This window comes from Phycisphaerales bacterium, from assembly GCA_029268515.1.
In the GTDB taxonomy this organism is placed as follows: Bacteria; Planctomycetota; Phycisphaerae; order Phycisphaerales; family SM1A02; genus JAQWNP01.
Map to the genome: position 1 here is coordinate 16,469 of JAQWNP010000018.1, position 21,456 is coordinate 37,924.

A 21,456-nucleotide genomic window follows, 5' to 3' on the forward strand; every position below is an offset into this window, starting at 1 on the left:
GAGTCCTTTCATCACCCACCCACACCGGCACCAGGAGCCACACTATTTTATGCCTCTGCCCTCTTTATAAAAGAGTGTTCGACCTCTAACGCAAACTTGGGCTTATAAACGAGCATCACATGATCACCTGCGAGAACACGAAGCGTACCATGCGGCGTATGCAGCTCTCCGTTTCTGAGCACCATCACGACAGTGACCCCGTGCGAGAAGCCAATTTCCTTAATCGTACGACCATCAGCCACACTACCGCTTGAAACAAAGAACGTCTTGTTGATGTGCTCTAACGTCCCACCTGACACAATATCCAATTCAACTTCAGGCTCCATAACACGACCCGCGTTCATCGCAAGCCAGCGCGTGACTGGGCGAACTAAAAACCCAGGCACAATACTTCCAACAACAACAGCCATAAAAACAACGCCATAAATGCGAACGAGGTTCGGATCCATAGCATCATTTCCTGTTGACATGGCCAAAACCGGAACTGTGGCCAAGATAATCGGCACAGCACCTCGTAAACCCGACCAGCAGATCAACAAGTTCTCTCTCCATGGCACTCGGAACACAAGCAAAATGGTTCCGACCACGAGCGGACGAGACACAAAGGCGACCCAAAGGGCCAAAAGTGCTCCACCAATCATCAGTTCATAATGATCTGCAATCAGAAGACTCGGCGTCACGAGAAGACCGAGAATAAAGAACATCGTGATCTGGCTGGCCCAAGCGAGTGTTGCGAAGATGCGATCAACTGTGGGGCGATATGGAATACTGTGATTACCGATCACCATGCCAGCCAAATAAGCAGCAAGCAATCCGCTACCTCCAAGTTGCATAGTAATACCCAATGTCGTGATCGCAGCCGCGATGGCAAGCACTGGATACAAGCCTGGTCCAACGCGTGCCTTTCTCAGGATATGTAGCCATATCCAACCTAAGACAACTCCCAAGATGGCCCCCAAGAACATCTGTTCACATAAGAACCAAACCAGTGGCATACCGGGCTCAGTGCCATAGGCCACCTGGGCCGTGAAACCAAATACAAGAACAAAGGCCATCGGGTCATTGAGACCACTTTCAACTTCAATAATCTCTTTGGCACGCCCCTTGAGTTTCTGCCCAGCCAAGAGATCGAAAACCGCAGCAGCATCGGTGGATCCGAGAATGGCCCCAATGAGAAGGCACACTGCGATCGTATTCTCAGGATTCGTAATCCACAGCCCAAATGCGGTCACTACGGTGACACCGATCACACCAAGGGTTGCCAATGCGAGTGCGGGCTTCCATGCACATTTGAGCGTCGCAACTGGCGTGCTCAGACCACCGTGAAACAGAATCAGACCCAATGCCGTGGAACCTAACGCGTAGGTCAGATCAAAATCATCAAACTCAACGCCCCAGATACCATCTTCACCAATCAACATCCCGACAACCAGAAAGAGTAGTCCCGCAGGCAGACCAATAAACCGGCCTAAGCGACCAAGAATGGCGCCAACTGCAAGCAAGACGCCAACAATCAGCGTAATAAACGGAAGCTGTTCAAAGAAAAGATGTTCCAAAAGCAAGACCTTCAATAAACTGTAAATCTTGAGCCGCTGAGCGGCCTTTGACTCAAACAGTAACACACAGAGCCATGAACTGTACCTTTGAACAATCTCATACCCAGCGACGAGGCCATCTGATAGGCTCGCCTCTATGACCGTGCCTCACTCTGCAACTGAGCCACTGAACCTTGACCAAGTTGCCCACCAGCTGCTTACTGACTATTGGCATATGCAGGGAACCGTCAAACGTCTGCCCGGAGAGAACGCCAACTTTCTGGTGACCAGCAAGTCGACACAAAAGCATGTCCTGAAAATCACCCTTGACCCTTCTACGGATGTCCGTCTTGAGGAGACAGTCCTTGAAACGCTCCGGCAAGCAGATATCCCGGTGCCCACAACAGTACCGGACGCCAATGGTCAGACGATTGTCAAAGTGTCACTTACAGGACAATTTCTTGATGCGCGACTACAGCTTTTCTTGCCAGGAACCGCGTGGCGCACGGCGGCAGTGGGCCTTACTGGCCTCTATAACATTGGCGCCCTGCTTGCTCGGGCCCATGAGGCAACGACTGGAATCACCTCTTCCGAAGCAGAGCGATCACATCGTTGGGATCTTGCCAATGCTCAGCAACATCGAGACACAGTCAACCTGATCACCGACCGACATCAGCGACAAGTACTCGAATACTGCTATCAATTACACGCGGGCATTACGCAACCGCTGCTTGCTCGCTGCCCAATGGGCATGCTACATGGCGACCCCAATGATGAAAATATTCTGATGGATGGCGATGATGTGGTCGGCCTGATTGATGCAAGTGACTGCTTATATAGCCAACTCATTGTCGACCTGGGAACATGCCTTGCTTATGCGCTTCAGCAACCCAACGCCTCACTGAAAAACAGCGCGTCACTGATTGCAGGCTACCAGAGCATTCGACAGCTGACGCCTTGCGAGCAAGAAGTATTGTTCCCGCTGGCCCTCACACGCCTGGCCACGAGCCTCTGCATCAGTGCCCAGCGACGACAGCATCAACCCGAACACACCACATGGTTTTCACACGACCAAACGACCTGGACTGCATTAGAAGCGTTTTCATCAATCAGCCCCTCTATAGCTACTGACCTTCTGACCTCAACGACACCCAACGACACAGCCACTATTGACGAACTCACAAAACGTCGTGATGCTCATTTGAGTACAACGCTCTCTGTGAGCTATAAAAAACCGCTGCATATTGTTCGCGGGCAGCAGCAGTTCCTTATCAGTGCCGACGGAAGGCCATATCTGGACATGGTCAACAACGTCTGTCACGTCGGACACTGCCACCCCCACGTTGTTGCATCCCTCACCACACAAATAGAAACCCTCAACACCAATACGCGGTATCTCCACGAAGGCATCATCCAATACACAGATCGGCTCTGTGCCACCCTTCCCGATGCGCTCGATACATGCTTCCTGGTCAACTCTGGATCAGAGGCCAATGAACTGGCGATTCGACTGGCACGCACCGCCACAAAACGCAATGGCGTGATGGTGATCGACGGCGCCTATCACGGAAACACCGGCAATTGCGTTGCCATGAGCCCTTATAAATTTAATGGCCCCGGAGGGAGCGGGCAGGCCGATTGGATCCAGATTGCGCCGAGCCCCGATCTCTATCGCGGACGCTATCGTGGCTCTCCATCAGAAGCAGCGATGGCCTATGCAGCAGAGCTACCTGCCCTTTTAGAAAACGCCCGTCAAAATGGGCAGCCAATTGCTGGCTTCTTTGCCGAGCCCATTCTCTCTTGCGGTGGACAAATACCACTCCCGCAAGGATATCTCAAGGCCGCCTTTGAACATGTGCGCCAGGCTGGAGGCTTATGTATCGCCGATGAAGTGCAAGTTGGCTTTGGAAGAGTGGGAAGTCACTTCTGGGCATTCCAACAACACGATGTGATCCCTGACATTGTGGTCATGGGCAAGCCAATCGGCAATGGCCATCCAATGGGTGCCGTGGTCACAACCAAAGAAATCGCAGAAGCATTCAATAACGGAATGGAGTTCTTCTCAACGTTCGGCGGCAACCCCGTTTCGTGCGCCTGCGGCAATGCAGTCCTCGATGTCATTGAGCAAGAGCTCCTTCAGCAAAATGCTCGCACCCTTGGCACCCACTTCTTGACGGGCCTAAGAGAAATGCAATCTCGGCACCCGCTCATCGGCGATGTCCGTGGGCACGGCCTTTTCTTAGGAATTGAGCTTGTCACAGATCACAACACACGCGAACCAGCCGCGGCGCAGGCAACGGCTATCGTCAATGCGATGCGGGAACATGGCGTCTTGTTGAGCACCGACGGGCCACTCCATAATGTCATCAAGATCAAGCCACCAATGGTCGTCGACATCAGTGACATCAATATGACACTTCGGCTACTTGATGATGCTCTAAGTGAGCTAAGCGAAGGCACAACTAGAGAATAACCTTGACCGCTGGCGATACACTCAACGTCTTAAACAGAGACTTGCGATCTTCTTCACTGGACACCTCTAGCTGCAAATTCAGCGATACATACTTACCGCCGCTACTTGTTTTTCCCGCGGTGATTTGATAAGGACGGTCGCCAAGGACCGCAGCCACCATGCGCTTAATTTCATCGCCATCGGGGCCAATCAAACGATAGCCCCACTGGCATGGATAGGCCAACTCAAGTTCAGGCTGCTTCTGTTCTTCATTACCATCAGGAACAACTGAATCTTCCGGGGAACTCATACCAAAACTCCATCTAAGACTACCGCTTCATACCTAAGCCAAGGCCATCACCAATTGGGACCAGGCTGTACTCAATCCGATCATCATGGAGCAGCTTGGATGCGAGCGCCCGTGTTGCAACCGTATTTTCATCGTTGACTTTCAAATCAGCAACGTTTCCACCCCGAAACATATTATCAAAGGCGATAATGCCGCCAACCCGTAGTAGCTGAAAACCTAATTCGTAATAGTCTGGATAGCCCGTCTTATCAGCATCGACATACATAAAGTCGACTGTTCCATCATGACCCTCCTCAATCAAAGCCCGAAGCGTGTCGGCGCCTGGACCAATACGCTCTTCAATGAGATGATCAATTGCAGCCTTCTGCCACCAAGATCGTGCTTCAGCCATGTACTGCTCACTAATGTCACAAGCAATGAGTTTGCCGCCCTTGGGAAGAGAGAGCGCCATACCCAACGCGCTGTAGCCCGTAAAAACACCAACTTCAACCACACATTTGGCATTCATTGCCTTGAGCATCAAGCCCATAAATTGCACTTGCTCTGGCGAGGTTTGCATCTCACCTTCTGGATGCTGCACCATGGCCTCACGAAGCTCTCGCTGCACCTCAGTCTTTCGCAGTGAATTTGCATGGAGCCAGTCCTGCAACATTTCATCAATTTGATTTGTTCGACGCGACATATTGATCTCCTATGTCCAAAGACGACTGCTCATAATAATGACTTACGTTGACCCTTGTCATAAAACACAAACGCTGAAATCAGAGCGATATCAAATCTTGTGCGCGTCGCTTCGGCGGAATCGCTATCACCGGGGGCACCAGCCCATCAAATATGAAAAAGCGGGCAGCTCCGTTGAGCCGCCCGCTTTTGATTCGAAATTGCTTTTCTATCAAGCTGATCTACGATCAGCTGCCAGCAACATTTTTAAAGATCGGTTGTGATCATGACCACTATTAGCCTTGACCAGCACCAGGACCAGGACCCATACCACCCATCATGCCCATCAGTTGAGACACAGCCTTATCAAACTCTGCTTGGGTCTTTGCCTTCTTGAGAGGCTCCATCATACCTGACGCCATGCCTACTAACATCGGCGCCTGCTTCAAACCGCTATTCAGATCTTGCATTTCTACTGCCATCTGAGCTTTCGCCTGGGCGATTGCCTGTTCGAATTGGTCCGCCATTTCTTGAGGCACCCATCCATCATCAACTTTGACCATCGTAACTGCCTGACCAGGTGCTGGCTTACCATCTGGGCCAGGCTCACTGACTGTCACAGTCGCTGTGGTTGCGGTCTTGTTGGTCACAACGAAGGATGACTTTTTCAACATCTCCATCATCATTTTGACCTGAGCAACTTCAGCAGCGCTGTTTGGTGGCGCTGCTTCCATCACCGACTTAGCAAGCTTAATCATCGTACCGCCATACTTATTGATGATGGCACCTAGATCAACCTTCTGCAGTCCGGCGGCGCTCCCCAAATCACTGTCAGACAGTGCCTGCAAGAACGTCACCATCATGTCGTAATTCTCTTCCATGACCTTCATGGGAATATCTTCGCTGGCCATCTGAGACTTAATCATCGGCGAGTTCAAAACGAAGGTCTTTTTATCTTTGAGCATCGCAGCAACATCACGAACCATTCCCATAACGGCGTCATAGCCAGCAGCATCTACCTGGGCGCCGAAGTCATGCACGAGACCATTGATCTGAGTCTTGTAAGTTGATGGCATCGCATTCCAAAGAGCCACCGGCTTATCATTAATGACCGCTTCTTTCGCTGCAACAAACATTGCATCTGGCGTATCTTTATGTGCAGATGAAGGACCACACGCATTGAGCAATAGGACAAATGTGACGGCCACCGCAAGTGAAGTGTATTGCTTACATTTCATTCTTAAAGACATAGTTGTTTCCAATGTTATTTTTAACTTCCCCGTGCAGCCTTGACATCAACGCCACCTATACAAGGCAGATCATGATACTGATTGCCTGCCTCCTTAGGGCGATACGATCTCAGTTAGCGATGGGATCACCACTCTATATAGCTATAAAGGGCGAAAGCAGCAGTAGTTGCGCCCACCAGCTGAGCAAGCACGCCCAACCGGACCCCAAAATGAGCACTCCTTGATCAAAAATAAAGCGGGCCCCCTCAGTTGAGGAGGCCCACTGCTATTAGATACTGAGCAGAACTTTTTACAACAGCATTATGACTTAGCTATCACAATCTCCATAGTTGACCAGGAAGATACTGAAGTCTGCAATATCAACAACACCACTGCCATCAAAGTCAGATTGAGGGTTCGAAGTTCCAAAGTCGACAAGGAACAATGAGAAGTCGGAGATTCCAACCGTCCCATCACCATCAATGTCACCCTGACAAGCAACACCACAGTCGGTGATCTTTATCTCAACACCATCGACAGATGCCTCAACAACGGATCCGCTATTGAGATCACCGCAGATAAAGCGTAAGCGGAAGTTAGAGCTTGGAGTGAAACCCGCAAGCGTATCGAGATCAACATTGACCTGGAACCACTGACCACTGACTTCACTGCCGGTTGGGCCGAGTGTTTCAACGTCATACCAAGTGTTACCACCATCTGATGAAGCTTCAACTTCAAAGATGTCATTCTGAGAATCAGCACCTCCGCAGTCTGAGCCGTTGCTGTACCAACGCCAGTAACTCAGTGTGCCGCCCTCAGAAGCATCCATATCGGGACTTTCCAAAGTGGTGGTACCACCATCGACATCCTCATCAAACGCATTGCCAGTGACATATGCGTTTCCAGATGAATCTGCATCCGTTGGAGCATCACAGCGACCACCACTACTACCAGCTGGCAAGACGCGTTCCCAAGCACCAGTCGAGACGTCAGAACTGACGGTCCAACCCTTATCGTCTTGGAAGTCATCTTCAAACTTCTTCACAATATCGCCAGCAGCGGTTGTGCCCCATGGATCACTTGCACCGCCGGATGGACTCGTCACCTGAGACACAGTTCCATCACCGTCTGCAACGACATCCATTGAGATATACCAGTCGACATCACTGTCGCACTCAACTGTAGGGAAGGTCGCAAGATAAGAACCACCACCCTGAGGGGAGAGAGCCTGAGATAACCAGGCGCCACCATCAGCACGATAGTTCAGCGACTCGGTACCAGAGACAGGACTAGAAGAGCCACTGTCAATCTGAATACTGACCTGTGTTCCACCACTAGGCTCGATGGTATCGGGACGACCATCTGGATAACTCACTGTCACTACTGGTCCATTTTCACAAGGTTCACCAGGACCAGAAACGATGATGCTACCTGCGCCAACAGCAGCGCCATCCCATCCACCGATGCGGATGAAATAGGTCTCGCCTTCGGTGACGTTCACAGATGCAATAGAAGAATAACCGCCACAGCCACCATCATCACCATTACAGCCGACTTGGGTCTTCGTACCACAACTACTACCTTGATAGACAACGATATCGCTATCGAAGGAGATCTGGTCACAGGTACTCACTGTCATAGTACCAGTACCACAAGCCTGCACTCGGTACCAAACATCAGCAGTCATCGCACCAAGGGATGTTCCAGAGCATTGCGCGTCGTTATATGCATCACTACTGGTGCTACCACCAAGCGTATTGATTGGATGCGTACCCCAAGTAATCTCAGTGGCACTGCCGCATTCATCATTCGCCAAAGGCTCAGGAATTTCACTCATGTTATGCAGCGCAAATGCCTGCGTAAGAAGTACTGAATTAGGCGTACCGTTATCAAGGTCGCCATCATCATCATCAAGAAGCAACCAGTGCAGGAAAATGTCCGGAGCAATTCCACCCCCGACATGCATTGGAACAGAGTTGACCGTTAGTGCCGCCACAGTCTCGAGAGGCAACAACTGGAGTGAATCCCAAATACAGCCTGAAATCAACTGGCCACAGTCATGAATACCACTGCAGGCGCCGCCATACTGATAACTGTTATCTGCATTACGAATACCATCTACACAGTCGCCCTGAAAGAAGCCTCGAGCCAGTTTTGAATCACCTGAGACGAGTACAGCGAAACAGTCGCTCATACCCTCGCCATATTGCTGCTGGCCTGATCCACCTGTAGCGACGTAGTGGTGACCATTCTCATGGTGCACAACCACAGAAAACGCTGTGTTATTGCAGCCACCACCCGCGTTATAAAAGTTGATCGAGCTTCCGTCATAGAAAGCATTGCAAGTACCACTCACACCAACATTGATCGAAAAATCCAACTCAGTACTGACGGTTGGATAATCTGGATGGTATTCAAGCACGAAGTCTCGGACGACATTCGATTGAATGTAGGCGTTTACTTCAGCTCGCTCACTTTCAGATGAATTCGTTGCATTATGACTAAGCAACCCGGAACCGCCGTCATTGATTGACGCACTGGCTGAACCATTTGAGCCAGACTGGTTGTTCACGGAGAAATAGCGACCTTCAACACCACTATTGACCGTCACTGTGCCGCTTGTATTAAGTTGGAAGTCACCGTTCTCATCGGCATAGGCTGACAAACCAGCACTCGTGACCAGCGCGTATGGCAGAGGCTCATATTGTTCAGCCTCACACTCATCAGCACCACTGCCCTGCGTGGCTTGACCTTGAACAGTGCCCTCCACGCCATGCAGGATCATATTTTCTTCATACACAACTTGACCAGTAGCCAAGTCGACGACGAGCAACTTTTTCGCGTAGTCCGCATCCCAAGTCGTGCCCGATGAGGCCTCAAAAACCATTGCTGTCACTGGAGTGAAGTTCTTTTCACCCATACCTGCGTAGACCGCCATTTTTGGTTCAGAAATCTCAGGGTTCGGGCCAACATTCATGGCTGCAGCATTCATCGCCATGACACGGTTCACCATCATCACGACTGGGGGCTGAAAATTGCCAACAGCTCGCGTATTCGCAGTCACGTGTACTGTTGGGAAACCAACATCGTTTCTTACTAAGGCCATAAAACGCGTCCGGAACACTGGAATTCCACCAGCCGTCTGCGTCCAATAGTAAGCAGTGAACTTGTAGTCACCGGTATCAGGTTGATACATCAAGCCCAGTTCATGCTGACCGGATGGAAACGGGCCAACTGGAATAAACTCGTTGGAGTCGAGTCCCAAGGCTGGTGCAAGCGTATTGAGTGCTTGCTCACCTGACCCCTTGGCCGTTCGAGCTGTGGCGATTTGCTTATCTGAAATGTTCAGGACACCTGGAGTTGCTTCCATGAACCGAGCCCGAGGCTTGCTCTTGGTAAACGCCTGCATGGCCTGATCGGCTTTGGAAAGTGACACTGGATCTGAGACGACCACGGAGGTAGTCGTTCCGATCGATACACAACCGGCTACGAACAACCGAAAACACAACTTATTCATGCTATCTCCTAGTTTCTTGCCGCACTTGGGCGAATAATGATCGTCCAGCTCAATATACAGAATGACTGAGCTTTCTATTCATTACAAGCCTAAAAACGGGCTATTGCACGGAATGATGCTGCAAACCTTCTCTTACTATTTCTCTAAATTGCATGATGGTTCATCATGCCCATGTTAACTTCTCGATCTCAAACTCAGAACAGCAGCTTTTTGAGCCTAAAAACAGGCATCGAGATCGCCTTATCCGCCTGCGTCAGCTAAAAAACAGCCTTCTCATGAGACTCTTCGCATTGAATTGGCCATCGGTTCCAGCTGAATACACCCCAGACTCATCAACTTTTAACAGAACAAACCTGCTGTTACGACCTTAGTTAGAGTCCCCAGACGACCAGATGCCATGAACACAGGTCGACGATACGACAGATCCATCACAGCCAGTAATCATCGCTTCGGCCAGGTTGACTGGGTCAATATGTGCTAACTGCTGATGCCGCAAGTTAATACAAGCCAGGTCGGCAAGTCGCCCCTGCTTAATGGCCCCTGTAGGAAGCCCAAGGCTATGGGCTCCATTGAGCGTTGCCGCCTGCATAAGCAGTGGAGCCATCTGCCCCTGCTGATCACGAATGATGCCGCGCCCCTGATTCAATAATCGCTGACCATACTCGAGCAGCCGCATCTCCTCGAGCATATCAATACGCGCATTCGAGTCGCTCCCTAAACAGATGCGACCTCCATGCCGGAGAATAAATGGAATATTGGCAAGACCGTCTCCCAGGTTTGCCTCGGTCAATGGACAAATACAAACGGTCCCGCCCGCCTGCAAAAAGTCATCCATATCACGTTCAGCCGTATGCGTGCAGTGCACTGCTGTAAAACGTGGCCCAACCCCAGCAAGTTCCATCAGGATAGACATTGGAGTTCGACCGTAGGCTTTCAGAGATGCCGCTATTTCTGCCGGCTGCTCTTCAACATGCATATGCAAGACCATGCCGCGGACCTGTGCCTCTCGAGCCACCTTTGCCATCTCAGTCAAATCCCCTGCCGCTCGAATCGAGTGGATCACGGCGCCAAGATGAGCCTGAGACTGACCCTCCACACGCTTAGAAAGCAAATCCATCTGCTTCCAAAATGTACTTGAATCACAGCCATCAAATCGCTGCTGCTTCTGACTAAGCGGTTCACCGATCGCACCTGAGACGTAATACGCATTCAGCAACACCACGCGAATACCCGCGGCGGCAGCAGCATCAAGAATGACCTGGTCAAACTCAAAACGGCGTTGACCATCAACATGATGTAAGTAATGAAACTCACCGACCGTGGTCATACCGCATGCTCGCATCTCTCGATATGTTTCCACAGCGAGTTCATAGAGATGCTGTTGATCTATCTGGCAAACAAGCTCATACATATGCTCACGCCAAGTCCAGAAGCTTCCAACACCCTCTATAAAACGCTCACCATCACCACGCATCGCGCGCTGAAACACATGGCTATGAGCATTAACAAATCCAGGCATGAGTGCCTTATCAGGCCACTGCTCACCTTCACCAGTGGAAGGCTCAACCGCAGCGATCCGCCCCGAATCATCGATGACGACAGCCATCGATTCAACAAATGCTGATCCATCCCAAAGCAAAGCCGGTTCAATCCGCTGGCTCATCAGGAACCTCCACACATTTGCAAAGCAAGAGCCTCGACATAACCACTGCAATCTCGAAACTCATGAATCGGCACATATTCATTGCTCTTATGTGCGACCCCAATATCACCAGGGCCAAACAACACCGCTTCAAGACCAAGGGCCGCAAGGAATCCACCGTCACTGGCATAAGACACGCCCAGGGTTTCTGTTTGTCCAACCAATTTGCAACATGCCTCACAAATAGAGGCCTCTTGCGGCGTGAGCAGCGTGGGGTTCTCCTCAGCAGTGACGATCTTTCCACCATCGCCAGCATCAGCAATACAGCTGTTGATACGAGACATCAGCACCGCCTTATCTTGCCCAGGAAGCAGACGGACGCTGAGGTCAATCTCACACTTCTCAGGGACAATATTCATCGCGTTTCCGCCACGAATGCCAACGACTGTCAATACCGCGTATGGCACACCACGAAAGTACTGACTGGATTCCAGAGACTCTTGCTGCATTTGCAAGCTCAACTCTTGAAGTAACGCGACAATGCGTGTCGCTTCCTCAACCGCATTGCGACCCAGGTGTGGGCTGCCACTATGAGCCGGTATTCCTTTGACGTCAATCCGAATTTTCAAGTGACCTTTATGCATACGGACAACGCGCAGCGAGGTTGGCTCACCAACAACAGTCGCGCGTGGAAGAGGCTGTTTCCATTGTTGAGACAATTGTTTGGCGCCGAGAGATCCAACTTCCTCGTCATAGGTCAGCAGCACACATAACGGGGCCTTCAGTGTTCGCTGTGACGCTGCTCGCAACGCATTGACGGCAATAGCACAGAAACCCTTCATATCACAACTACCACGACCGAATAGAGCGCCCTCTCGTTCAGTCAACTCAAACGCAGGACTGATCCAATCATCTTCGTCCGCTGGCACGGTATCGACATGCCCAGAGAGGGTGAGCCCCTCACCTTTCTCACAGTCTGGCCCAACCATTGCCACAAGATTGGCCTTCAGCCCATCCTCTGATGAGACGAGGTCGACTTTGGCCCCACTGGCATCCAGGTATTCTGCCACCCAAGAGATCAGCTCAAGGTTACTTTCACAGCTGGTGGTATCAAAGGCAATCAACCGCTGGGCCAGATCAATATCGCTCAGTAAGGAATTCATACCAAGTATGATATCCATCCTTATGTTGATCGCAGGACTTGACCATTTCGTGCTGACTGTGGCTGATCTAGACGAGACGATTGCCTTTTATGTGCGCGCGATCGGGCTTGAGCATATTCGTTTTGGTGAGGGACGGCATGCCCTGAAGTGCGGACAGCAGAAGATCAACCTTCATCCAGCCACCGATCCCATCCATCCACATGCCGCCTTCCCAACCCCAGGAGCCGCTGATTTATGCCTTCTGGTTAATGGTCGCCTTGAAGAGGCCATTGAACGCCTCGAGCAGGCGAAGGTCGCGGTGGAGCTTGGCCCCATCGAGCGAACTGGTTCACAGGGGCCCATCAGATCAATCTACGTGCGTGATCCAGATCAGAATCTCATCGAACTTGCTGAACAACAACCCTCGACATCATCTGGCTAACTGGAGTCCACGATGGCAAAAGCCCTCAAGAAAAAACAGACCACGAAACCCGCCAAGCAGTCAACAAAAAAAAGACTGGTAACTGCAGATGATCTCAGTCGGCTACAGATGGTCAGCGATCCCCAAATCTCACCCGATGGCAAAGAGATTTTATTCACCAAGACACACACAGCGCCAAAGAACAAAAAAACATCAAACCTCTGGCGCGTCCCTTGTGATGGGGGGCGCCCACGACAATTCACCTCCAGCGGCAAAGACAGAGGCGGCCGCTTCTCCCCTGATGGAAACAGCATTGTCTTTGCCTCGGGCCGCAACCCCCAGTCACAACAACTACACATCATTGATCGCCACGGCGGCGAAGCGAAAGAGCTCACCTCTTTTAGCCAAGGATCAATTCATGGCTATGTCTTTAGCCCCGATAGCCGATTACTCGCCGTTTCCTTTCGCGAAACTGACCCACACTTCACCAAGGCAGCTGAAGCAAAGAGAAAGAAAAAAGGCCTCAGTGATCCCCCCTGGGTCATCGATGACTGGTGGTATCGACTTGACGGCGACGGTTACTTTGGAGCCCAGCGTTTTGCTGTGTATATCGTTGAAATTGAAACTGGCAAGCATCGCCGTCTCTATGACAAGGACACCATGGGGTGGACCGAATACGACTTCTCGCCGAATAGCCGCGAGCTTTTGATCGCAACCAATCGCCACAAGCAAGCAATGGTCCGCCGCGATGCTGCTGAGCTGGTCAGAGTCAATGTTGCCAGCGGTAAGATCACACCAGTACGTGGCGTCCCCTCCGGCCCCAAACATGCGCCCAAATGGTCCCCCGATGGCAAGACCATCGCCTGGGCTGGGCTGATCTCCACAGTACCTGGCTGGGGCGCTGAGAATGATTCCTTGTTTGTCATGAATCTTGCAACGAAAAAGATTCGTAACCTGACAAGCAAGCATGACTATTGCACATCAACTGGCACGCTCAGCGACACTGAGGAGATCGAATTTGGAACAAACTTCCACTACATCGAAAACGGCAAACGCATCCTGATCACCATTGGCTTCCATGGACAAAACCAGATCGGTTGTGCCAAGACGAATTCTGGCTCAGTCGAATTGCTGACCTCTGGGCGATGTGGCTATGGCATGGGCAATAGTTCTCATGATGGAACACGCGTGGCACTGATGTGGGGAGATGCGACGCACCCTTCAGAAATTGCGGTAGGAATACTGACCAAAGATGGTCTTGAGAAACGCACCTTAACCAACTTCAATGGGCCGCTTCTAAAAGAACTTAAACTCAGCAAGCCCAAGCCCAAGTGGATCCGATCTGCTGATGGCACGCGGGTACAGCTGTGGGCCATGGATCCAACCGGCGGCCCCAAACGTAAAAAGGCACCAGCCGTACTTGAAGTACATGGTGGGCCACATGCGCAATATGGCGAAGTGTTCTTTCATGAATTCCAGCTCCTCGCAGCCAATGGCTATCGTGTCTTCTACGCCAATCCGCGCGGTAGCAAAGGCTATGGAGAAGCCTTTACCACTTCGATTGAGGGAAGATGGGGCCACCATGATTGGCAGGACATCACCGCCGTCGCCGACCATATGGAATCACGCAATGATGTAGACACGCAGGCCATGGCCATTATGGGCGGCAGCTATGGTGGCTATATGACACTTTGGGCCATTGGTCATACCAATCGCTTTGCGGCAGCAATCACAGACCGATGTGTTTCCAATATGGTGACCATGGGTGGCAACAGTGACTTTATTGATGCACCTGATCATTACTTCCCCGGCAATTTCTGGGACAATATTGACGCGAGATGGGACCAAAGCCCCATGAAACATATTGGCAATGCCAAGACGCCGACCATGATCATTCATAGCGAAGGCGATCTTCGCTGCAATATTGAACAAGCAGAACAGGTCTTCTCGGCACTAAAGCTTCTAAAAGTACCGACTCGCTTTGTCCGATATCCTCGCAGCACAAGCCATGGAATGAGCCGTGACGGCCCTATGGATCTACGGGAGCACCGCCTAGAACAGATCTTGTGGTGGTTCAAACGCCATCTTCAAAAGCGACGCTAGCTCGTTGTTCCCTCCATACCCTAAAGGGACTATCATGGAGGGTCTTCCGGAGAAACCATGACTACTTCTGCAAGCGAAAGCCAACATAAACAAGCCACAAAGGCTCGTGCCGATGCGATGGACCATGTCCGCGGCCTCCTTGACTTCATCGGGGAAGATCCAACACGCGAAGGGTTAATCGAAACGCCCCGCCGTGTCCTGGCAGCCATGCAGGATCACTTTCGTGGATACCACGAAGACCCCGCAAGTTTTCTCAGCAAAAGCTTTACTGAGGTCGAAGGCTATCAAGAACTGGTCTTGATCTCTGACATCGAGTTACACAGCCACTGCGAACACCACATGGTGCCATTCGTAGGCAAGGCACATGTCGCCTATATCCCCGGCGATCGGATTGTTGGACTGTCCAAACTGGCGCGCGTCGTAGATGTCTATAGCCACCGACTCCAAGTCCAGGAAAAACTCACTGCACAGATCGCCAATACGATCAATGACTGCTTGAATCCCAAAGGCGTCGCGGTCATCCTGCAATGCCAACACTTCTGCATGTGCTATCGGGGCGTCAAGAAACCCGGCGCCTGGACAACAACGAGCAAACTGCATGGCCAGTTTCTGAATGATGCGTCGAGCCGCGCAGAGCTCTTCACCTTGCTTGGTCTTAAACGCGATATTGGCTGATCTGCACTCCAGCCTGAGTTTTCTCGCTCAACGCCGACCAGCGTTGATTGGCATGGTTCATGTACAGGCCCTGCCCGGCACACCCCGACATACAAAGACGATTGATCAGATCATCAACACGGCTGTTCAAGAAGCAACTTGCCTCGCCGAAGCTGGGTTTGATGCCTTGATGATTGAAAACATGCACGATCTCCCCTACCTGCTTGGTCAAGTGGGACCCGAGATTGTCGCTGGCATGACCGCCGTCGGCCAAGCAATACGCAGCCGCATCGATCTTCCGCTTGGCGTACAAGTATTGGCTGCCGCCAATAGTGCTTCACTGGCCGTGGCCCACACGATTGGCGCCTCCTTCATACGGTGCGAAGGATTTGTCTTTGCATCAGTTGCTGATGAAGGCATCATTGAACAAGCTGCCGCAGGCCCATTGCTGCGAACAAGAAAATCACTTGACGCAGAGAACGTCGCGATCCTCGCTGACATCAAAAAGAAGCACAGCGCCCATGCACTGACCAGCGATATCTCACTGACTGAAATGGCTCATGCTGCCGCATTCAACGGCGCTGATGGCGTCATTGTGACAGGCACTGTGACCAGCATCCCACCCGATCCTCATGAGGCGGCCGCTGCGGCCAAATGCGAACGCCCAGTATTGATCGGCTCAGGGCTTACAACAGACAACATTGAGTCGTTTGCTCAAGTGAGCGACGGCCTCATCATTGGCTCAGCTCTCAAGCAAGACGGGCACTGGGACGAGGCGCTAGACCCCGCGCGCGTCACGGCGATTGCCCAAGCAGTGCAAGGCTGCCGGACGACGAAGTAAGAGGTCAACCATCCATTTCATCTTTGAGTTGACTGAGCTTGTCGATCAAATTGTCGATCTGCGCATCTGTGTGAGCAGCAGAAATTTGCACACGAAGACGAGCCGTGCCCTCAGGCACAACTGGATACCCAAACCCAATCACAAAGACGCCCAATTCAAGCAGACGATTGCTCATCGCAATCGCCTTCGCTGTATCGCCAACAATAATGGGGCAAATAGCTGTGGGCGACTCAATGACTTCAAACCCTTTGCTTCGAATACCCTCCCGAGCTCGAGCCGTGTTCTGTCGAAGCCGGTCAACCATTCCAGGGTCGTTCATCAACAATTCAATAGCGCGATTGGCGCTACAAGCCACTGACACTGGAAGCGCATTGGTAAACAAGGTTGGTCGGGCTCGCTGCACAATCATTTCCATGGCAGCCTGCGAACCTGCGAGATAGCCGCCCGCCGCACCACCGAGCGCTTTTCCGATAGTGCCTGTAAACAGATCAATCTCATCACTGGCCATACCAAAGTGTTCATGCGTACCGCGCCCCGTGGCGCCCATGACGCCAGTGCCATGAGAATCATCAACGGCCAGCATCGCGCCGTACTCATCACACAAGGCCCGAATCGCTGGCAGGTGAGCCAAATCACCCTCCATCGAAAAGACACCATCAGTAATAACCCAGAGCACGCCTCCGTCAGCGACGATTTCACGTCCCTTGATCAATGACTGACGGAGCGAGTCCATATCACTGTGCTTATAGATTGATTTATGCAGGCCTTTATTAATAACACCGGCCAATCGCATTGCATCAATAATGCAAGCGTGGTTGAGCTCGTCAGAAATAATCACATCACCGGGCTCACAGAGCGTTGGCAACAGCGCTTCAGTTGCGGTCCAACAAGACACAAAACTATAAGCAGCTTCTTTGCCAAGAAACTCAGCAATACGCTTTTCAAGAACCAAATGTGGCTCAAACGTGCCGCAAATAAATCGCACTGAAGCCGTGCCGGCACCATAATGCTGCATACCTTCAATACCTGCCGCGACGACGTCAGGATGATTTGCAAGTCCCAGGTAATTATTGGAGCAGAAGCAATCAACTTGGCCATATCCCTCCAGATCAATATGGGGATCCATGGGCCCCTTAATCGTCTGCAGCTTTTTGAGCTGGCCAGTCGCCTCAAGATGACCAAGCGTTTTCGCACTACGCTGTTCAAACAAATCAGACCCGGTCAATCCCGTCATGCTCATGTCACGATCCTGAATATGATTCAAAGTAAGGAATGATGTACTCGGTGAACGTCTTTTCAAGATCATGCTCAGGAGCAAAGCCCCAATCATTTTGAGCCGCTGAACAATCGACCGATTCAGGCCAAGAATCAACGATCGCCTGACGTTCAGGCGTCACCTTAAAATCAACCTTCGCCGCTGGATAGTGCCGCTTGATCATTTCAACGCACTCCTCGGCTGAAGGATTAAATGCAGACACGTTGTAACACGACTTTGTCAACTGCTCTGATGATGCAGCCGTATACTTCAATGTTGCATTAATTGCATCTGGCATGGTCATAAATGGAATGCGCGTGTCTGGCCGCACAAAACACTCGTACGGCTCACCCCTTAATGCGGCATGGAGCATTTCAGGAATAAAATCGCTGGTGCCGCCGGTCGGCTGGGTCGCCGCACTGATGAGACCTGGAAAACGCAGGCATCGAAAATCAATGCCAGGCGGACACGAAGAGACATCTCCTTGGCGACCGTGATAAAGCGCGTAGTAGCGACCTATGTTCTCAACTGCCAATTTATTGCACCCATACATCGTTCGCGGGTGATGAAATACGCGTTCGTCAACCTGTCCTGATTTTGTTTTATGGGCAAGATCACTAAAACCGTACACAGCAATCGAACTCGGAAAAAAGAAGAGTATTGATTGATCACGCTGCTGAGCTGCTTGGGTTGCCTGCCGAATCATACCCACGCTGCCTGTGACATTGACGTCATAGCCGACAGCTGGCGCATGCTCAGTAGCACTACTTAGGAGCGCTGCAAGGTGATACACCTCATCGATTTCAGTGGTCGCGAAGATCTCGCTGACAAGGGACTCATCCCGTATGTCACCTAAATACGATCGCTTGACCATCGAAGCATGTGTTTTCGGCAACTGAGCGAGATCGAGCGTACTCACCTGCCCCGCACCCGAATCAACAAAGGCGTGCAAAAGACCATGACCGACTTCGCCCCCAGCGCCGGTAATCAGTACCTGCTCTGGCTTACCCGGAGTTTTCTGTGGTGTGATATCCATTGTGGCTTCCAGTTCCATAGCCCACATTGTAGCGGAACAAAGGCCCCTCCCGGCCAAACAAAAACAACACAAGGCCCGTTTCCCAATCTCTTGACAGCGATCCACTGCCAAGCGCGTGCTAGCATGCCTCAATGCCATCCCTGTCCAAACAGCCATCCCTCTTGGGAATGACCAGTCAAAGCTTCAGTGCGACGGCCGCTGACTTTAGTGGCCACAAAGACCAGGCCATGGCCAGCTATCGGCAGGCCTATCGAACAGGCGTACTGGACCCCGCAATAACACGTTCCGGCATTTTACCGCTCACCCAATCAATGGTTGATGGCCAAGCCACCAAGTTTTTGCTCGAAACAGAAGATGGGCTTGAACTCGAAAGCGTTGTCCTTCCAATCCAATCTCGCAGTGGCCGAGAACGGTGCACACTTTGCGTCTCAAGCCAGATCGGCTGCGCCATGGGATGCACGTTTTGCGAGACCGCTCAAATGGGTCGACTCCGCAACTGCTTACCAGAAGAGATCATCGCTCAGTGGTATGCCGCAACTCATTTTGTCGGCGCCACAATCACAAACATTGTCTTTATGGGCATGGGCGAACCAATGGATAACTTTGAGAATGTCGAGGCCGCCATTGCCATTCTGACTGATCAGAATGGCCCATGCATTGCCCCATCGCGCATCACGGTCTCAACAGTTGGCCACATTAAGGGCATGACTCGCTACACAGCGATGGCCCAAACCCCTGGCATGGGTCGCTTAGGCCTTGCTGTTTCACTCAACGCGCCAAATGACACCATTCGTAGCCAGATCATGCCCCTCAATAAAGCCAATAACATGACGGCCCTCCATGCAGCAATGCTCCACTGGCTCGGAGAAAAACGACGCCTGCTCATCGAATATGTTGTTATTCCGACAGTCAACGACCAGGCCGCACACGCAGAAGAAGTGGCTCATTATCTTTCTGACTTGCCTCGCACCACTATTAATGTCATCCCATATAACCCACGTCGGAACTCGCCATGGCCAGCATGCTCAGACCAGGCAGTTTCACAATTTGCGACTTGGCTCTCTGAACAAGGAAGCAAGGTCATGGTCAGGCGCCATCGAGGCCGGCAGCTCATGGCTGCGTGTGGCCAACTCGGCAACACACCCGCTACGGCGACTGCCCCTCTTGATCATCCATTTCTCGATCCTGCTCTGGGGTCGGATCAATCGCACGATCAATCCGATCCATCTCCGCCTGATCGCTATCAAATACATACTGGCTAAGCACCTCAATTGCTTCCTTTTCAAGACGCTTCTGTTCACCAAGAAGATAACGAAGCCGAGCACCTGCGCGCGCCACATCGGCCATCAGCACGCCTTCATCCGAGTCCCGCGACGCATCTGCAAGCGCGCGTAGTGGCTCATACGCTCGAACAGCTTCAACCAGACGTTCGTAGAGCGGCTTCATTTGCTCCTGTAACGCCGCCTCTGCTGCAAGCGCTTGGGTGCGCGCCACTGGCGTTAGATTTTCAATCAATATTGCTCGGGCGATGCGTTCCTGGTTTCTTGTTGGCTCAAATACGCGAGGGTACGCCGCCCGAAGCCCCTCACTCTGCAATTTGGCTGCATGCGCGGGATTCACCCCAGCAACCAGTTCGACCAGACGCTTGAGCCAAAGATCATTAACACCCCGAATCGCCACCGCTGCGACCATGCGCTCCCGCTCAATGGCCTCCACCTGCTCCCAGTCTCCGTCGAACTTTGCGCGGCGTAATTCTGATGCCGTGCGTGCGATCATCATTTCACGCTGTAACAATGCTGCATGCATCAGATCTTGGTAAACCAAGAGCTCCTCCGAAAGAACATCGCGAGCAGCTCTTCCCAACTCCAAAGATGGAACAACGCGAGATAGATCGATGCCCTCGCCGCTGAGCGTACTGAGCCCAATCCACATTCGCCGACGCAAAGCATCCACTAACTCATTGCTATCTGGAAATCCCTGCGATTCAGCCCAGGTCGCGATGTCTTGAACAAGCGCTGCCTCTAAAGCGGCCCGCTTGAGATCCCAGGCTTTCAATCGTTCTAACTGCATTTGTCCAGCATCAAAGAATTCATGGCGGTTGACCGTCGCTAATTTGGCCTCATCTAATTCTGCCTTGACTTCATCTAAGACGTCCTGGCTGTTCTTGAGAGCAGCCTGAGCCGCCTCATCATCACTTCCAGCAAGTGAAGCCGCCTGCCGCGCCATTCGCAACGAAGCCAACGCCTCATCCAATTCAGTCATCAGGCTCGCAACTGCGACCAACCGCTCGTCAGTCGATGACAGCGGAAGCGGCATAAGCTGCGTCAAGTCTCCATTGAGTTCAGCGAGCGATTTCCGAAACACCTCACGATGCTCCGCCATCATCACTTGCAAACCTGCCTGCATCTCATCGACCAATCCCAGCCCGCCAAGATCAATCGGTGACCCGCCATCAATGCTGATGCCTTGCCCATCGCCGTCACCAAGCATCACGATTCCCAGCGGCGATGTCATCAAACGCGGCTGATCGAGCTCATACACCGAACGCACAGGCAAGCTCGGCCCGCGATCAAATTGACGACCAGTCACTCCTGACTGCCCCATTGCCAACAAGCCAATAAAAACGAATGTGGACAATACACTCACAAGAAAATCCCTT

Annotated in this window: 16 protein-coding genes; 6 read left to right on the forward strand and 10 right to left on the reverse strand. The window is 51.8% G+C overall.

What is annotated here, in order from left to right; translation table 11 throughout:
* Window positions 1-47: 47 nt before the first annotated feature.
* The gene (locus P8J86_12680; GenBank protein ID MDG2055544.1) at window positions 48-1,556 is read right to left on the reverse strand and encodes a potassium/proton antiporter; all 1,509 of its coding nucleotides are present in this window, start codon (window positions 1,554-1,556) and stop codon (window positions 48-50) included.
* A 136-nt stretch (window positions 1,557-1,692) separates the two neighbouring features.
* Between P8J86_12680 and P8J86_12685 the strand changes: the two genes are divergently transcribed.
* Entirely contained in the window at window positions 1,693-4,008 is a 2,316-nt protein-coding gene (locus P8J86_12685) for an aminotransferase class III-fold pyridoxal phosphate-dependent enzyme (GenBank protein MDG2055545.1), read from the forward strand.
* Here P8J86_12685 and P8J86_12690 read toward each other — a convergent pair.
* The 6 genes from P8J86_12690 to argE form a co-directional block, all read right to left on the reverse strand.
* Window positions 3,998-4,297 carry a DUF493 domain-containing protein gene (locus tag P8J86_12690; GenBank protein ID MDG2055546.1) on the reverse strand — a complete coding sequence of 100 codons (300 nt, stop codon included), beginning with the start codon at window positions 4,295-4,297 and terminating at the stop codon, window positions 3,998-4,000. The genes P8J86_12685 and P8J86_12690 overlap by 11 nt on opposite strands.
* A 19-nt stretch (window positions 4,298-4,316) precedes the next feature.
* Window positions 4,317-4,979 carry a class I SAM-dependent methyltransferase gene (locus tag P8J86_12695; GenBank protein MDG2055547.1) on the reverse strand — a complete coding sequence of 221 codons (663 nt, stop codon included), beginning with the start codon at window positions 4,977-4,979 and terminating at the stop codon, window positions 4,317-4,319.
* Between the two features lie 274 nt (window positions 4,980-5,253).
* The gene (locus P8J86_12700; GenBank protein ID MDG2055548.1) at window positions 5,254-6,207 is read right to left on the reverse strand and encodes a hypothetical protein; all 954 of its coding nucleotides are present in this window, start codon (window positions 6,205-6,207) and stop codon (window positions 5,254-5,256) included.
* Window positions 6,208-6,514: 307 nt separating this feature from the next.
* Window positions 6,515-9,703 (reverse strand): hypothetical protein, encoded by a 3,189-nt coding sequence (locus tag P8J86_12705; protein ID MDG2055549.1) that lies wholly within the window; start codon window positions 9,701-9,703, stop codon window positions 6,515-6,517.
* Window positions 9,704-10,070: 367 nt separating this feature from the next.
* Complete coding sequence (locus P8J86_12710; protein MDG2055550.1) at window positions 10,071-11,366, reverse strand: formimidoylglutamate deiminase; 1,296 nt, start codon at window positions 11,364-11,366, stop codon at window positions 10,071-10,073.
* Window positions 11,366-12,508, reverse strand: coding sequence for an acetylornithine deacetylase (argE, locus tag P8J86_12715; protein ID MDG2055551.1), 1,143 nt, complete (start codon window positions 12,506-12,508; stop codon window positions 11,366-11,368). Before argE ends, P8J86_12710 begins: the two co-directional genes overlap by 1 nt.
* Window positions 12,509-12,515: 7 nt before the next feature.
* On the opposite strand from argE, the gene P8J86_12720 reads away from it, so the two are divergent.
* From P8J86_12720 to P8J86_12735, 4 genes are read left to right on the forward strand one after another with little or no spacing between them, the layout of a single operon-like run.
* Window positions 12,516-12,929 carry a VOC family protein gene (locus P8J86_12720; protein ID MDG2055552.1) on the forward strand — a complete coding sequence of 138 codons (414 nt, stop codon included), beginning with the start codon at window positions 12,516-12,518 and terminating at the stop codon, window positions 12,927-12,929.
* 12 nt (window positions 12,930-12,941) lie between these two features.
* On the forward strand, window positions 12,942-15,011 hold the full coding sequence (locus P8J86_12725) for a S9 family peptidase (protein MDG2055553.1): 2,070 nt from the start codon (window positions 12,942-12,944) through the stop codon (window positions 15,009-15,011).
* Between the two features lie 57 nt (window positions 15,012-15,068).
* Window positions 15,069-15,686 (forward strand): GTP cyclohydrolase I FolE, encoded by a 618-nt coding sequence (folE, locus tag P8J86_12730; protein MDG2055554.1) that lies wholly within the window; start codon window positions 15,069-15,071, stop codon window positions 15,684-15,686.
* Window positions 15,679-16,506 carry a BtpA/SgcQ family protein gene (locus tag P8J86_12735; GenBank protein MDG2055555.1) on the forward strand — a complete coding sequence of 276 codons (828 nt, stop codon included), beginning with the start codon at window positions 15,679-15,681 and terminating at the stop codon, window positions 16,504-16,506. The genes folE and P8J86_12735 overlap by 8 nt, the downstream gene beginning before the upstream one ends.
* Window positions 16,507-16,510: 4 nt before the next feature.
* On the opposite strand, the gene P8J86_12740 is transcribed toward P8J86_12735, so the two are convergent.
* Together P8J86_12740 and P8J86_12745 are read right to left on the reverse strand one after the other, a co-directional pair.
* Complete coding sequence (locus P8J86_12740; GenBank protein ID MDG2055556.1) at window positions 16,511-17,746, reverse strand: aminotransferase class I/II-fold pyridoxal phosphate-dependent enzyme; 1,236 nt, start codon at window positions 17,744-17,746, stop codon at window positions 16,511-16,513.
* A 1-nt stretch (window position 17,747) separates the two neighbouring features.
* A complete protein-coding gene (locus P8J86_12745; GenBank protein ID MDG2055557.1) occupies window positions 17,748-18,797 on the reverse strand; it encodes an NAD-dependent epimerase/dehydratase family protein in 1,050 nt (349 codons plus the stop codon).
* A 131-nt stretch (window positions 18,798-18,928) separates the two neighbouring features.
* Here P8J86_12745 and P8J86_12750 point away from each other — a divergent pair, with 131 nt between their 5' ends.
* Window positions 18,929-20,059 carry a radical SAM protein gene (locus tag P8J86_12750; protein MDG2055558.1) on the forward strand — a complete coding sequence of 377 codons (1,131 nt, stop codon included), beginning with the start codon at window positions 18,929-18,931 and terminating at the stop codon, window positions 20,057-20,059.
* Here the strand turns inward: P8J86_12750 and P8J86_12755 are convergent.
* Window positions 19,944-21,443, reverse strand: a complete 1,500-nt coding sequence (locus P8J86_12755) for a hypothetical protein (protein ID MDG2055559.1) — start codon at window positions 21,441-21,443, stop codon at window positions 19,944-19,946. The genes P8J86_12750 and P8J86_12755 overlap by 116 nt on opposite strands.
* Window positions 21,444-21,456: the final 13 nt, after the last annotated feature.

Bases quoted from the DNA above. Each gene is read 5' to 3' on its own strand.
- P8J86_12685 (MDG2055545.1), top strand. From the start codon at position 1,693: ATGACCGTGCCTCACTCTGCAACTGAGCCACTGAACCTTGACCAAGTT.
- P8J86_12690 (MDG2055546.1), bottom strand. From the start codon at position 4,297: ATGAGTTCCCCGGAAGATTCAGTTGTTCCTGATGGTAATGAAGAACAG.
- P8J86_12695 (MDG2055547.1), bottom strand. From the start codon at position 4,979: ATGTCGCGTCGAACAAATCAAATTGATGAAATGTTGCAGGACTGGCTC.
- P8J86_12700 (MDG2055548.1), bottom strand. From the start codon at position 6,207: ATGTCTTTAAGAATGAAATGTAAGCAATACACTTCACTTGCGGTGGCC.
- P8J86_12705 (MDG2055549.1), bottom strand. From the start codon at position 9,703: ATGAATAAGTTGTGTTTTCGGTTGTTCGTAGCCGGTTGTGTATCGATC.
- P8J86_12710 (MDG2055550.1), bottom strand. From the start codon at position 11,366: ATGAGCCAGCGGATTGAACCGGCTTTGCTTTGGGATGGATCAGCATTT.
- argE (MDG2055551.1), bottom strand. From the start codon at position 12,508: ATGAATTCCTTACTGAGCGATATTGATCTGGCCCAGCGGTTGATTGCC.
- P8J86_12720 (MDG2055552.1), top strand. From the start codon at position 12,516: ATGATATCCATCCTTATGTTGATCGCAGGACTTGACCATTTCGTGCTG.
- P8J86_12725 (MDG2055553.1), top strand. From the start codon at position 12,942: ATGGCAAAAGCCCTCAAGAAAAAACAGACCACGAAACCCGCCAAGCAG.
- folE (MDG2055554.1), top strand. From the start codon at position 15,069: ATGACTACTTCTGCAAGCGAAAGCCAACATAAACAAGCCACAAAGGCT.
- P8J86_12740 (MDG2055556.1), bottom strand. From the start codon at position 17,746: ATGAGCATGACGGGATTGACCGGGTCTGATTTGTTTGAACAGCGTAGT.
- P8J86_12745 (MDG2055557.1), bottom strand. From the start codon at position 18,797: ATGGATATCACACCACAGAAAACTCCGGGTAAGCCAGAGCAGGTACTG.
- P8J86_12750 (MDG2055558.1), top strand. From the start codon at position 18,929: ATGCCATCCCTGTCCAAACAGCCATCCCTCTTGGGAATGACCAGTCAA.